The organism is Streptomyces sp. NPDC037401, assembly GCF_055602345.1.
Genome location: NZ_JBVJWO010000003.1, coordinates 34,454 through 48,490 on the forward strand (window position 1 = coordinate 34,454; position 14,037 = coordinate 48,490).

9 protein-coding genes and 1 pseudogene are annotated in these 14,037 nt (G+C 74.8%); 5 read left to right on the forward strand and 5 right to left on the reverse strand.

Translation table 11 applies throughout. The features are described 5' to 3' along the window. Window positions 1-61: 61 nt before the first annotated feature. Window positions 62-2,227 carry a SpoIIE family protein phosphatase gene (locus ACZ7H1_RS03095; protein ID WP_470783223.1) on the reverse strand — a complete coding sequence of 722 codons (2,166 nt, stop codon included), beginning with the start codon at window positions 2,225-2,227 and terminating at the stop codon, window positions 62-64. A gap of 484 nt (window positions 2,228-2,711) precedes the next feature. Further along, window positions 2,712-4,088 (reverse strand): annotated as a pseudogene (locus ACZ7H1_RS03100) (DUF6777 domain-containing protein); the annotation flags it as partial. 226 nt (window positions 4,089-4,314) lie between these two features. Here ACZ7H1_RS03100 and ACZ7H1_RS03105 point away from each other — a divergent pair. After that, window positions 4,315-5,643 carry a streptophobe family protein gene (locus ACZ7H1_RS03105; RefSeq protein ID WP_470783224.1) on the forward strand — a complete coding sequence of 443 codons (1,329 nt, stop codon included), beginning with the start codon at window positions 4,315-4,317 and terminating at the stop codon, window positions 5,641-5,643. A 57-nt stretch (window positions 5,644-5,700) separates the two neighbouring features. Here ACZ7H1_RS03105 and ACZ7H1_RS03110 read toward each other — a convergent pair whose 3' ends face one another. From ACZ7H1_RS03110 to ACZ7H1_RS03120, 3 genes are read right to left on the reverse strand one after another with little or no spacing between them, the layout of a single operon-like run. Continuing rightward, window positions 5,701-6,708 (reverse strand): serine/threonine-protein kinase, encoded by a 1,008-nt coding sequence (locus tag ACZ7H1_RS03110; protein WP_470783226.1) that lies wholly within the window; start codon window positions 6,706-6,708, stop codon window positions 5,701-5,703. Further along, complete coding sequence (locus ACZ7H1_RS03115; RefSeq protein ID WP_470783227.1) at window positions 6,708-7,373, reverse strand: hypothetical protein; 666 nt, start codon at window positions 7,371-7,373, stop codon at window positions 6,708-6,710. The genes ACZ7H1_RS03110 and ACZ7H1_RS03115 overlap by 1 nt, the downstream gene beginning before the upstream one ends. A 5-nt stretch (window positions 7,374-7,378) precedes the next feature. Continuing rightward, the gene (locus ACZ7H1_RS03120; protein ID WP_470783229.1) at window positions 7,379-9,745 is read right to left on the reverse strand and encodes an ABC transporter ATP-binding protein/permease; all 2,367 of its coding nucleotides are present in this window, start codon (window positions 9,743-9,745) and stop codon (window positions 7,379-7,381) included. 162 nt (window positions 9,746-9,907) lie between these two features. Here ACZ7H1_RS03120 and ACZ7H1_RS03125 point away from each other — a divergent pair, with 162 nt between their 5' ends. The 4 genes from ACZ7H1_RS03125 (at window position 9,908) to ACZ7H1_RS03140 (ending at window position 14,011) form a co-directional block, all read left to right on the forward strand. Beyond that, window positions 9,908-10,972, forward strand: a complete 1,065-nt coding sequence (locus ACZ7H1_RS03125; RefSeq protein WP_470783231.1) for a cation diffusion facilitator family transporter — start codon at window positions 9,908-9,910, stop codon at window positions 10,970-10,972. Between the two features lie 30 nt (window positions 10,973-11,002). Continuing rightward, window positions 11,003-11,482 carry an NUDIX hydrolase gene (locus tag ACZ7H1_RS03130; RefSeq protein WP_470783232.1) on the forward strand — a complete coding sequence of 160 codons (480 nt, stop codon included), beginning with the start codon at window positions 11,003-11,005 and terminating at the stop codon, window positions 11,480-11,482. A 142-nt stretch (window positions 11,483-11,624) separates the two neighbouring features. After that, the gene (locus tag ACZ7H1_RS03135; protein WP_470783234.1) at window positions 11,625-13,292 is read left to right on the forward strand and encodes a serine/threonine-protein kinase; all 1,668 of its coding nucleotides are present in this window, start codon (window positions 11,625-11,627) and stop codon (window positions 13,290-13,292) included. Next, entirely contained in the window at window positions 13,289-14,011 is a 723-nt protein-coding gene (locus ACZ7H1_RS03140; RefSeq protein WP_470783235.1) for a hypothetical protein, read from the forward strand. Before ACZ7H1_RS03135 ends, ACZ7H1_RS03140 begins: the two co-directional genes overlap by 4 nt. The last annotated feature ends 26 nt before the right edge of the window (window positions 14,012-14,037 follow it).

Sequence of the window (14,037 nt, forward strand, 5' to 3'; positions counted from 1 at the left end):
CCGCACCGCGGCACGCGCGTTCCTCCGCACCGAAGGCCGCTCAGGAACCGGTCGCCCGGCCTCAGACCGCGGTCTGGACAGACGCCGCAGGCGCTTCGGGCGCCGACGGGCCGGCGCCGGGGACCGAGAACTCGCACCAGACGGACTTGCCGGTGCCGCGCGGTTCCACTCCCCACTCGTCGGCGAGCTGTTCGACCAGCATCAGGCCGCGCCCCGAAACCGCCCAGTCGTCGGCCTCGCGGCGGCGCGGCAGGGCGCTGGAGAAGTCCTGCACCTCGATGCGGATCCGGCCCTCGCCGGTCAGCCGCAGCGTCACCAGGCCGCCGCCGTCCGTGTGGACCAGCGCATTGGTCATCAGCTCGTCGGCGGCCAGTTCGATCTCGTCCGCCCGCCCCCGCGCTCCCCACGCCGCCGCTGCCGCGCGGATCAGGTGCCGGGCGGTGGAGGGTCCCTCCGGGTCGCCGGGCTCCAGGTGCTGGCGCAGCGGCCCGCCGCCGCGCGGGGCGGGGGTGCCGTGACGGCGGAACAGGAGCAGCGCCATGTCGTCCCCGCCGCCCGCGTCTCCCACCAGGTCGCAGAGCACGTCGGCGAGTTCCTCCAGGTCGGCGGGGCCCGTGCGCACCGCGGCCATGAGCTCGCGCATGCCGAGGTCCGGGTCGGCGCCGGGCCGTTCGATCAGGCCGTCGGTGCACAGCACCAGGGTCTCGCCCGGGTGGAGGTCGAAAGCGGTGACGGGGTAGCCCGTACCGACCGGGGCGGGCGCCCCGTCCGCCCGGTTCACCAGGCCCAGCGGCAGGCCGCCCGCGACCACCACCCGGTGGCAGCTGCCGTCCCCGCGCCGCACCAGCGGGTCCAGGTGCCCGGCCCGGACCAGCTGGAGCAGTCCCGTATTCAGGTCCGCTTCGGCGTACGTGCAGGTCGCGAAGCGGTCGGTGTCCAGCTCCCGGAGGAAGGCGGAGGCGCGGGCCATCGCGGTGCCGGGGGTGTGCCCTTCGGATACGTACGCGCGCAGCACGATCCGCAGCTGCCCCATGACCGCGGCGGCGTCGGTGTCGTGGCCCTCGACGTCGCCGATCATCACGCCGAGCCGGCCGTCGCCGAGGGGGATCACGTCGTACCAGTCCCCGCCGATGTCGCGGCCCATCCGCGCGGCGCGGTAGCGGACCGCGAGCTGCGCACCGGGCACCTCGGGGATGCTGCGCGGCAGCATCGCCCGCTGGAGCCCCTCCGCCAGGTCGTGCTCCTGCTCGAAGAGCATGGCCCGCTGCAGGCTCTGGGCGATCCCGCTGCCCAGCGCGACGAGCAGGTTGCGCTCCTCGGAAGGGAACTCGCCGTTGCGCGGGTAGAGCAGGCCGAGCGCGCCGATCGGGCGGCCCTGTGCGATCAGCGGCAGGTAGGCCCCGCTGCGCACCGAGAGCGGCTCGATGTACGGCCACAGCAGCGGGAAGCGCTCCTGGAACTCCTCGCGCGACGAGAGGAACACCGGCTGGAGCGTGCGCACCGCCTCGCTCATCGGGAACTGCGCGTCGATCTTCGTGTACTCGATCTCGGGTACGTACGAGCCGAGCTGCCCCTCCGCGACGAGGTGGATCCGCCCGCCGTCGACCACACCGAGCATGACGCTGACCGCACCGAGGTGCCCGAGGGACTCGGGGTCCTTGAGGACGTCGGTGACGTCGTTGACGGTGCGGGCGTGCGCGAGGATGGCGGTGGTCCGGTCCACCACGCCGGTCATGCGGCGGCGCACGGCGGCCCGCTCCGACCGCTCGGACCGCTCGGCCTTCTCGGCCCATTCGGCCGGTGCGCCCGGATCGCGCGGGTCGAGCGAGGCGTCGCGGACGATCCCGATGATCCGGTACGGACGCCCGGTCGGGTCGCGCAGGATGTGGCCCTGGGTGTGGGTCCAGCGGGAGCTGCCGTCGCGGAGGCGGATGCGGAAGTAGGCGCCGTATTCGCTCCGTCCGTTCTTGAGCGCCTGGGAGACCCGGGCGTCGAGCCGGGCGTCCTCGCCGGGCGGGATGCGCACGCGCAGCGAGGCGGCCGTGCCCCCGTACTCCTCGGGGCGCAGTTCGAAGACCTCGAGGGCGGTCGGGTCCAGGTACATCTGCCCGCTGTCGAGATCCCAGTCGAAGGTGCCCATCCGGTTGAGCGCGAGGCTCCGGTCCGGGCGGGCCGGCCATGCCTCCGGTGGGGGCGCGGCGGCCCGGGTTGCTCCCCTGTCGGCCATGCAGCCACTGTCTCACCGATCGGGCCGCCGTGGGCGGGCACGGCGGCCGGAACCGGTCCGCAGACGGGTTACCGGGGCGTAGGGATCCGCCGCCCGGTTCCTAGGAGACTCCTCCGTCGTCCACGGGGGGCGGGGGCGGCTCGACGGGCGGCGGAGGCGGGGGAGACGACTCGACAGCCGGCGGGGACGGAGGCGGGGGAGACGACTCGACAGCCGGCGGGGGCGGAGGCGGAGGGGGCGACTCAACGGCCGGCGGGGGCGGAGGCGACTCGACAGCCGGCGGCGAGGACGGAGGCGGGACCACAGGCTCTGGGGACGAAGGCGGCCCCCCGGCGGAGGACTCGGGGGGCGGCGGAGGCGACGAAGACGCCTGCTCCTCGGCCGCAGACGGCGAGGACGGCGACGCGGGCACGAGGTTCGGGTTCGGCGAGACCGACACATCCGGGGAAACCGACTCTTCCGGCGAAACCGAGTCGTCGGGCGAGACCGATTCGTCCGGCGACACGGAGCCGTCGCGCGAGACCGATTCATCCGGCGACACGGAGCCGTCGCGCGAGACCGATTCATCCGGCGACACGGAGCCGTCGGGCGAGACCGATTCATCCGGCGAAAGCGACTCGTCCGGGGACACCGACTCGTCCGGCGAAAGCGACTCGTCCGGGGAGACAGACCCGTCGGGCGGGGAGACCGACTCGTCGGGCGAGACCGACCGCGAGGGGCTCACGGACGGGGGCAGCGGGGGCGGGCTCGGCGGCACCCACGGCGAGGGGTCCCGCGGAGGCCGCACGGGCTTGTCGGGCCGGTCGTGGTGGCCCTGCGGGCGCTCGTACCAGCGCCGGTCGTGGCGGTCGTAGATGACGAACTTGTCGACGACCTTCACCGACGGCGCGATCACGATCACGTTCGCCGGACGGTACGAGGGCCACGCCTGCCCCTGCCGCACCGGGTCGGCCTTCAGCGCGACCGGCGGGCCCAGCGGGTTGCCGCAGGCGCACCGCACCCGAGGCACCCCGCGGTCGTCGACCAGCACCGCGGTGCCGGCCTGGAGGACCGCCTGGTAGCTCGTGGCCCGCCCGTCCCGGTAGCCGTGGTTCGTGACGCGCGTGTCCGACTGAAGCTGGACCGCGGTGAGGGAGCGCAGGTAGCCCGGCACCGCCCGGGGCTGGATGGCGAGGACCGAGGCGAAGGCGGCGTTCTTCGCCGGCTGTGCGGTGAGCAGCCTGATCTGCTTCTCCACGTCACAGCTGGCGACGTTCTTGGTGCCCCCGTACAGGCCCGGGGCCGCGCCGCTGACGCTGTGCGTCACGCTCTGGCCCTGGATGGTGGGGGTACGGAGGCCCGGCGGGGTGGTACGGGCGCCCGGCGGGGTGGTACGGACGCCCGGCCGGGTGGTCGTCGGGGGCGATGGCGGTGGCTGCCGGGTGGCCGGCGGCGTGACCGTCGGCTCGGTGTAGGGGTCGGGGCCCGGGGCCGACGCCGGCTGGAGGAACAGCTCCCCGCCCGCCTGGTTCGTGCCGCCGTCGGGCCGGGTCAGGACGACGGTCAGGACGACGGCGGCGACGATGGCGAGGGCCACGGTCGCGATCCTCGGGACCGAACGCCACCACGGCTTGCCGCCGGATCCGCTCGGCGATCCGCCCCCCGAACCGTCCGATCCGCCCGTGCCACCAGGGCCGCCCGTACCGCCGGCGCCACCGCTGGGCGGGCCGGAAGGGCCGCCCGACGGACGTGTCGGCGGCCCTTGCCGCGGGGGGCCGGCCAGCGGGCCGGAAGGAGGGCCTGTGGGGCGGCCGGGAGACGGCTGGCCAGACGGTTGAGTGGGCACGGGCGGCTTCTTCCCTGGCGGAGGCTCCGGCCCCATCACGGGATGCAACCGGACTGCGTCACTCCTGCGGACCATTGTGTGCGCCATCCGGGTGGTGCCCGCAAATCGGAGCCCGTACCCGGACCGGACCTGCCCTGCACTCCCGCGCCGGCCTCGCCGCGCCGCACCGCCCCTCGAAGCCCCGCACCGCCCTCCGGCTTCCGGCGCCCGCCCGCGCCCCGCCCGCCGCGCGGCCCGCCGGGCCCCTGCTTACGGTGGCTCTGTGAGCCGAACGGCAGGAACGGCAGGCAAGGCGGCACCCGGGCGCCGGGGAGCCGCCCGGGGCTGGGGCGACGCGCTCCTCTCGGTGGTCGCAGGTTTCGTGGCGATGACGGTCGTGGCCGCGGCCGGGCTCGCCGCGGCGGGGGCCACCGATGTGCCCGGCGGCGCCTTCCCACAGGTGGTCGCGGCCGTCGTCGTGATGGCCGCCGGGGGCTCGGTCGAGGTGTCGGGCGGCGCCGGGTTCCTCGCGGGCGCGGACGCCTCGATCTCCGTACTGCCCCTGTCCGTGACCCTCGTCGGCGCACTGGCGGCCTCCTTCTCCTTCCTGCGGCCGCTGCACCACCGGGCCGTGGCCGGAGCAGGCGAACTGGCCCTGCGGGCCGCCCAGCTGATCGTGCTGTGGCTCGCCGCCCTGACCGCGTACGCCCTCTTCGCCCGCCACAGCTTCGGCATCTCCGTCGGCGACAACCCGCTCGGGGAACTGGGCGAACTCCTCGACGCCTCGCCCACCGTGGGCTTCCGCAGCGACCTGCCGGCGACCCTGTTCTTCGGCCTGCTCTGGATCGTGGGCCTGATCGTGCTCGCGCTGCTGGTGTCGCGGCGGGCCCCGCTCCCGGCCCGGCTGGTGCGCTTCCACGCGGCGGTACGGCCCGCCGCCTCCGCCATGGTCCTGCTGCTCCTCGCGTACGTCGCCGTCGGCGTGGTCGTCGGGGTGATCGTGGCGCTCACCCGGGGCCATGCGGCCGAGACCTTCGCCGTGGTGCTCCTGGGCCTGCCGAACCTGACCTGGCTCGCCCTCACCCTCGGGCTCGGCGGCGCCTGGGACGGTCAGGTCGTGGGCCCGTTCGGGCTGCCGATGCCCCCGCTCCTCGACGAGGTGCTGCGGACCCCGGATGTGTCCAGGATCGACGTGGGGACCCTGGCCGAGCACGACGGCCGGGCGTGGTGGCTGGTCGTGGTGGCGGCCGTCCTGCTGCTGGCAGTGGCCGTCGCCGCGGCGGTACGCTCCCCCGCCCGGATGCGGCCGTGGCAGCACGCCCTGCACATGGCCGTCGCGCTGGGGCTCACCGTGCTGGCGGTGTGCCTGCTGGGCGACGTACAGGCCCGGTACGGACTCTCGCTGATCGGCATCGGCGAGGTCGACGGCCTGGGCGGCCGGGTGGAACTGCAGCCGGTGCTGTGGCGAACGGTGGGCCTCGGCGTGCTGTGGGGCGCGGTGGCCGGCTTCCTCGGCGGCCTGCTGGCGAGCGGGGTGCGGCGCGGCGAGGTCCCCGCCGGCACCACCGGACCCGGACCCGGCGGCGACGGCGGGCCCGGCGGACCGTCCTGACCGGCCCTCGCCCCGTACCCCGCGCCCGCCCCGCCCGGCGGCCCTCGCCCGTACGGCTCAGCGGTGGCCCGCGCCCGCCCGGAACACCGGCAGTGCCCACAGCGGCGGCGGGGGCGGCGGTCCGGCCGGTGTTCCGGGCGGGCCGCCCCCTTCCTCCGGCGGATGCACCGGCGGGGGCTCGTGCCCCTTGTCCCGGGCCGCCCGCCCCACCGCGGCGGTGAACAACAGGCAGCTGGCGTACCGGTCGTCGGGAGTCTTGGCGAGGGCCTTGGCCATCACCTCGTCCAGGGCCTTCGGCAACTCGGGCCGCAGGGAGGTCAGCAGGGGCGGCAGTTCCTTCTTGTGGGCGTACATCACGGCCATTTCGGCATCCCGCGGGAACGGCGGCCTGCCCGTGAGCATCTCGAACACCACGCAGGCGAGGCTGTACAGGTCACAGCGGCCGTCGACGGGCCCGCCGTCGATCTGTTCGGGCGCCATGTAGTCGACGGTCCCCACGATGTCGCCGATGTTGGTGAGCCCGCTCAGCGACAGCGACTTCTTGGTGAGGCCGAAGTCCGCGAGGTAGACGTGCTCGGGGTGCTCCTCGTCGGTGCCCGCAGCGACCAGGATGTTGCCCGGCTTGACGTCCCGGTGGACCAGGTCGTGGTCGTGCGCGGCGTCGAGCGCGGAGGCCACCTGGGTGGCGATCCGTACCGCCGTGCCGGGAGGCAGCGGCCCGGAGCGGTCCAGCATGGCCCGCAGGTCCTGCCCGGGGACGTACCGCATGGCGATGAAGAGCAGCCGGTCGCTCTCGTCGGCCTCGAACACGGGCACGATGTGCGGGTGGTCGATGGCGGCCGCCGCCCGGGACTCGTGGACGAACCTGGCGCGGAAGGAGTCGTTGCGGGCCAGTTCCGGGGCGAGCACCTTCAGGGCGACCGTGCGCCCCAGCCGGACGTCGTGGGCGCGGTAGACGACGGCCATGCCGCCGCGGCCGATCTCGCCCTCGACGAGGTAGCCGGCGACGCGGGTGCCCGTCAGGTCGTACGGCAGTCGGCTGTCCTGGTCCCGGGGCGTGGCCATCAGCGGTCACCGGGGCCGGGCCCGGGGCCGGGCGGGGTGACCACGCGGGTGGGCGCGTGCCCGGCCGCCGCGGGGGGTACGTCGGGCTGCACCGCGAGGGGGTCGGCCGCCGCCGGGTCGGTCCGGTCGGCCGCGCCCGGGGGCTCCTGCGGCACCGGAGGCAGCGTGGCTCCCGGGCCGTCGTCGGCGGCGTACGTCGTGAGCCGGGGCCCGGCGCCGTACATCCAGCGGGCGGAGGACTCGTCGTACAGCCACACCGATTCGCCGTCGATCACGATCCCGGCCCGCACCCCACGGGTGGCACCCCGGAAGGCCTCGGGGTCGGCGTGCCCGGCGGCGAACTCCTCGACGGCCCGGCGGTAGCGGTCCAGGGCCTCGGCCGAGCGTGCGAGCAGGGGCCGTACGTCCTCGCTGCGGCCGATCGGCCGCCCGCCGGTCGGCGGCGGGCGCGGGACGGCGACCAGCAGCCGGCCGTCGACCCACGCGGACCAGCCGTTCACGCACAGCACCTGGCCCCACTCCCCGCGACGGGCGAGCAGCTCGACCGGCAGGAAGGGGTCGAGGGGTTCGGTGGGGCGCGACACGTCGGGGGCCTCCCAGGCGGGCAGGCCTTCCTGCGGCACGACGTGCGTGGGATGGAACTCCGGGCCGGGTGCACTGGTCATGGGGCCTACTTCCGCATGATCGCGGGCTCGTGACGGCGCAGCAGGCGCACGACGACGATCCCGAACAGCAGGGAGAGGGCGGCCATCATGCCCATGTTGAGCAGCCAGGTCCCGGCGGAGTGCGCGAACAGCGGGTCGTCGGTGATCTCCCCGGGCACGATCGCCGCCAGGTCGATGGTGCCGGCCATGGCGGCGAGCGCCCAGCGGGAGGGCACCAGCCAGGCCAGCTGTCCGACGACGGGCACGCCGTCGAGCTCCAGCAGGGCTCCGCAGAACACCACCTGCACGATGGCGAGGAGGACCAGCAACGGCATGGTGACCTCCTCCTTGCGCACGAGGGCGGAGACCAGCAGCCCGAGCATCATCGCGGTGAAGGACAGCAGGGCCACGGCGAGGGTGATCTCGACGAGCGGGGGCATGAGGACGCCCTCCCCGCCGGGCGCGCTCAGGTCGACCCCGGCGAGGGCGACCAGGGTGAGGACGACGGCCTGGACCACGGTGACCGTGCCGAGGACGACGACCTTCGACATCAGGTAGGCGGAGCGGGAGAGGCCGACGGCTCTCTCGCGGCGGTAGATGGTGCGCTCCTTGACCAGTTCTCGCACGGCGTTGGCCGCTCCGGTCAGCACACCGCCGACGCAGAGGATGAGCAGCGCGTTCAGGGCCGTCTCGCGGGTGAGGGTGCTGCCGGAGAGGGCGCGGGCCATGGCGCCCATGACGAACGGCAGGGCGATCATGATGACGAGGAAGGTGCGGTCGGCGGCGAGTGCCGCGGCGTACCGGCGGACGAGCGTGCCGAGCTGCGAGCCCCAGCTCTGGGCCTTGGGCGGCGGGGCCACGGGGGCGGCCGCCGGGCGGGCGCCGGGCAGCCGGGGCTGCCGGGAGGCGTCGGCGATGTGGCGGCGGTGCTCGGGCGAGGCCCGGTACTCCCCGGCCCAGTCCCGGTGCTGTTCGGTCTCGAAGGCCTCGAACGCCTCCGGCCACTGGGTGAACCCGAAGAAGCCGAGGGCGTCCTCGGGCGGTCCGTAGTACGCGATCCGGCCGCCGGGGGCGAGGACGAGGAGCCGGTCGCACACGTCGAGGGAGAGCACGCTGTGCGTGACGACGATGACGGTGCGGCCGTCGTCGGCGAGCCCGCGGAGCATGTGCATCACGGAGCGGTCCATGCCGGGGTCGAGGCCCGAGGTGGGCTCGTCGAGGAAGAGCAGGGACGGCTTGGTCAGCAGTTCGAGCGCCACGGACACGCGTTTGCGCTGGCCGCCGGAGAGGCTGTGGATGGGCTGGGCGGCCCGCTGCTGGAGGCCGAGCTCGCGGATCACCTCGTCGACGCGGGCTTCGCGTTCGGCCTTGACGGTGTCCTGGGGGAAGCGGAGTTCGGCGGCGTACGCGAGGGCGCGGCGGACGGTGAGCTGCGTGTGCAGGATGTCGTCCTGCGGCACGAGGCCGATGCGGCTGCGCAGTTCGGCGTAGTCCCGGTACAGGTCGCGGCCGTCGTAGAGGACGGTGCCGCGGTCGGCGGGGCGCAGGCCGGTGAGGGCGCCGAGGAGGGTGGACTTCCCGGCGCCGCTGGGGCCGACGACGGCGAGCAGGCACTTCTCGCCGACCGGGAAGGACACGCCGTCGAGCAGGATCTTGCGGCCGTGGTCGACGGCGACGGTGAGGCCCTGGACGTCGAGGGAGACCGTTCCGGTGTCGAGGTACTCCTGGAGCTGGTCCCCGACGAGGCAGAACGCGGTGTGGCCGATGCCGACGATGTCGCCTTCGGCGATCCGGGCCCGGCTGACGGGGGTGCCGTTGAGGAAGGTGCCGTTGTGGCTGCCGAGGTCGACGATCTCGTAGCCGCCGTCGGGGTGGGCGAGGAGTTCGGCGTGCCGGCGCGAGACGACGAGGTCGTCGACGACGAGGTCGTTGTCGGTGGCGCGGCCGATCCGGAAGGCGGTCCGGGCGGGCAGCGGCCGGACGGACGTGGGCCGGCGGAAGGTTCCGGTGAGGCCGGGGCTGTGGACGCCGGAGGGGCGGGAGTCGCGCGCCCCGGCGGCGGGGGCGGGCGGTTCGCGGCCGCAGAGGACCGCGCGCGGCCCGTCGGCGACGCTGCCGAAGCGCAGCTCGCTGCCGGGGCCGACGCCCCATTCGTGGATGCGGCGGCCGTCGGCGTACGTGCCGTTGGTGCTGTCCTCGTCCTCGATCGTCCAGTGGTCGCCTTCGGGGCGCAGGACCGCGTGGTGCCAGGAGACCCGTGCGTCGTCGAGGAAGATCTCGCTGAGGGGGTCCCTGCCGACGTGGTAGGTCCGGCCCGGGCTGATCAGTGTGGAGCCCGTGTCGGTCTCGAGAACGAGTTCGGGCGCACTCGAGGCGCCGGGGCGCTGGGCCATGAGCAGATTTTCCCACGATCCTTCGGCACCGGCATAACCGCAGGTCAGAGCGGCCTTAACCGTAATGACAACGGTCACCGGTGCAGCCTTTGCCGAACCGGGCGGTGTGCGCTTCACTTCACGCGTCGGGCGGATCGCATCGAACAGAATTCGGGGGACGTCATGGGTGCACACGACCACGCGCACGACCGGGACCACGACCACGGGGGCGCAACGGGGTCCGGCGGGCACGGCCACGACCACGGGCACGGCGGACACGGGCCGGGCGGGCACTCGCACGGGGTCTCCGCGAACGCCGACCGCAAGTGGCTCGCGATCGCGCTCACCCTGATCTGCGGGTTCATGGCCGTCGAGGTGGTCATCGGCCTCCTCGCCCAGTCGCTGGCCCTGATCTCCGACGCGGCGCACATGCTCACCGACGCCGTCTCGATCGTGCTGGCGCTGATCGCGATGCGCCTCGCCGCCCGGCCGGCCCGCGGGGGCTACACGTACGGCCTCAAGCGCGCGGAGATACTCTCCGCCCAGGCCAACGGGCTCACGCTGCTGCTGCTCGGCGCCTGGCTGGCGTACGAGGCGGTCCGGCGGCTGCTCGACCCGCCCGCCGTCGAGGGCGGGGTCGTCCTGGTGACGGCGCTGGCCGGCATCGTGGTGAACGTCGCCGCGGCCTGGTGCATCTCGCGGGCCAACCGCTCCTCGCTCGCCGTCGAAGGCGCCTACCAGCACATCCTCAACGACCTGTTCGCCTTCATCGGAACCGCCGTCTCCGGTCTCGTCGTCCTCACCACGGGCTTCGTCCAGGCCGACGCGATCGCCACGCTGGTCGTGGTCGCGCTCATGTTCAAGGCGGGCTACGGACTCGTCCGCGAATCCGGCCGGATCTTCCTGGAGGCGGCTCCCGCGCACCTGGACCCGGACGCGGTCGGCGACCGGCTGGTCGGCCACCTGCCCGTCACCGAGGTCCACGACCTCCACATCTGGACGATCACCTCCGGGGAGGCCGCCCTCTCCGCCCACGTGCTGGTGGAGCCCGAGGGCGACTGCCACGCGGTGCGGCGGGAGCTGGAGCAGCTGCTCGGCAAGGAGTACGGCATCGGCCACACCACCCTTCAGGTCGACCACGTGCAGGAGTCGCTGCTGACCGTGGGCCGGGCGGGGGCGGATCCGGCGGACGCGCACTGCGCCGCGCCGCACGGCCCGGTCCACCGGGAAGGCCCGCACGACCACTGAACTGCCCGCCCACGGGGCATGGATGGGTCCATGACGCAGAAACGCAGTGCCGGCCTGCTGCTGTACCGCACCGCCGCGGGCGGGAGCCCGGACGGCCTGGAGGTGCTCCTCGGGCACATGGGCGGGCCGTTCTGGGAGCGCCGGGACGCGGGCGCCTGGTCGATCCCCAAGGGCGAGTACGAGCCCGGGGAGCTCCCGCAGGAAGCGGCCCGCCGGGAGTTCGAGGAGGAGCTGGGGCTGCCGCCGCCCCCGGGGCCGTACGTACCGCTGGGCGAGGTGCGCCAGACGAACGGGAAGATCGTTACGATCTGGGCGGCCGAGGCCGATCTCGACCCCGCCCTGGTGCGGCCCGGCACCTTCACGATGGAGTGGCCCGCGGGTTCGGGCCGGATCCAGGAGTTCCCCGAGCTGGACCGGGTCGCGTGGTTCACCCCCGAGGCGGCCCGCGGCAGGCTGGTCACGGCGCAGCAGGCCTTCCTGGAGCGGCTGTCGCAGCACCTCGGAGCCTGAGCGGGTGCCGCCGGCGCGGGCGCCGCCTTGCTCCGGGCGGGGGAAGCCGCGCAGGGTGGGAACCGGCCGTGGCGGGAAGTGTGTCTCGTGAGGTGTCACCACCCAGGCACACCACGGCGGGCCGGCCCGCCCAGGGGGCGAAATGAACGCGTGGACGGTCCCCGGCTACACGGAGACCAGGGAGCTCGGATCCGGCGGCAGCGGCCGCGTGGTCCTCGCCGTGCACGACGCGACGGGCATCCCCGTCGCCGTCAAATACCTCAGTGAGCGCTTCCGCCGGGACCCGGTGTTCGTCCGGGAATTCCGGGCGGAGGCGCGGCTGCTCGGCGGGCTGCACTCGCCGTACGTGGTCGGCCTGTACGAGTACGTGGAAGCACCCGGCGGCGCGGCCATCGTGATGGAACTCGTCGACGGGATCGCCCTGCGCGCCCTGCTGGCGCAGGAGGGACGCACCGATCCGGAACCCGCGCTGGTGGTGCTCAAGGGGTCGCTGCTGGGGCTGGCGGCCGCGCACCGGGCCGGGGTGGTGCACCGGGACTACAAGCCCGAGAACGTCCTCGTCGCGGCGGACGGTTCGTCGAAGCTCGTGGACTTCGGAATCGCGGCGGGGCGCGGTACGACCCCGGGCGTGGCCGGCACGCCCGCGTACATGGCCCCGGAGCAGTGGCAGGGCGGGCCCGCCTCCCCGGCGGCGGACGTGTACGCGGCGACGGCCACCTTCTTCGAGTGCCTGACCGGCCGCAAGCCGTACGCCGGGGAGAACTTCGCGGAGCTGGCGCTCCAGCACATCGAGGCGCCGGTGCCGGAGGGCGCGGCGCCGGAACCGGTCCGTCCGCTGATCCGGCGGGGACTGGCGAAGTCTCCCGAGGAGCGGCCGGCGGACGCGGAGGCGTTCGTGGCCGAACTGGAGGGCGTGGCGCTGGCGGCATACGGGCCGGACTGGGAGGAGCGGGGGCAGCGCAAGCTCGCCGCGCTGGCGGCGCTGCTGCCCCTGCTGTTCCCGTCCGCGGCCGGTTCGGCAGCGGGCACCGCGGAGCTGGCGAGCACCGCGCTCGGCGACGGGGGCGGGCCGGGGGCCTGGTGGCCGGGGAAGGGCGGCTGGCTCGCCGCGGCGATCGCGGCGGTTACGGGGGCGGTGCTGGTCTTCGCGTCGCAGGCGGCAGGCGAGGAGCCGGGAGGCCCTTCGGCGGTCAGCGTGTTCGCGACGACGAGCGCCGAGCCGGGGGCCGCGACGGCGGGGCCGACGGCGACGGCCGACGCGCCAGTCTCCCCCTCTGCACCGGCCTCTTCCCCGCCCTCCGCCTCGGCGTCCCCGTCGTGGACCGCCGGGCCCTGGCCCTCCCCCTCCCCCTTCCCCTCGCCGAGCACGAGCACGAGCACCGGCACGTGGTCGCCGCCGTATCCCACCCGCACGCCGACGCCCCCGTGGACCGCCACGCCGACCCCGCGCCCGACGGTCACGCCGACCGTCACGACGAGCCCGCCGACGCCCGCGGTCCGGGTGCGGTCCGTGGACGTCACGGGGTTCCGTCAGACCGGGCTCGGCACCGGCGAGGCCTCGGTGTCCGTCGACACGGCGCTCCGCGGCCCGGTGAGCGTGACGGTCGAGTGGTTCACGAGCGACGAACAGGGCGGGCTGGGCACACCGGACGGGACGGACGTGCATCCGTACGCGGGCTCGCCGCTCGTGCTCGCCCACACCTTCACCGGCCGGGGCTGCTACTGGGGCGTGCGGGCCACGACGACGCCGGCCGCGGGCAACGGGGCCTCGGTCCAGCAGGTCTTCATCAGGCGGTGCACCCTCACGTGAACGATCCCAGGATCCCCTTCGCCCAGGGGCCCGCGCCCGAGGACGAGTACAGCGCGACCGTGCTGGGCAGCCACTGGTTCAGCGAGCCGCAGCCGGCCCACCCCGAGACGGTGCGGGTGACGGAGCCGCGGGAATCACCGGAGTCGGCCCGTGCGGCCGCCGGGGCGGCCGATCCCCCGGAGGCGGTGCCGGACCGGGTCGAGGGCTCGGTGCTGCGCTTCGGCCCGGGTGTGACGGCGTCCGTACCGCGGCCCCGCGGCTTCGACACGACCCTGGTCTGGCACGGCGCCGCCGGCCCGGAGCCGGACCCACCGCGCGCGTCCCGGGCGGGCGGTCTGCGCCGCTACACGCTCGCCGCGCTGGTGCTGCTCGGGGTGCTGGTGTACCTCGGCTGGCAGCAGTACGGCCCCGCACTGGAGGTGCGCGGGCTGCGGGTGGAGACCCCGGCCCGGGGTCCCGGCTGCGATTCCGCCGCCGACGTCGTGGCCGTCGTACGGACCAACGGCCGGGCGGGCACCCTGTCCTACCGCTGGGTGCGAAGCGACGGGACCCGCTCGGAGCGTCTGACGGAACGGGTGCCGCGGGGCCGGGACGAGGCCCGGCTGCACCTGCTGTGGACCTTCCGCGGCGAGGGCGAGTACCGGGCGCGGGCCGAGCTGCAGCTCCTCTCCCCCGCTTCCCGGTCGGCCGCGGCCGCGTTCACCTACCGCTGCGGGTGAACCACGGCCGAAAGGAGGGTGCGGAA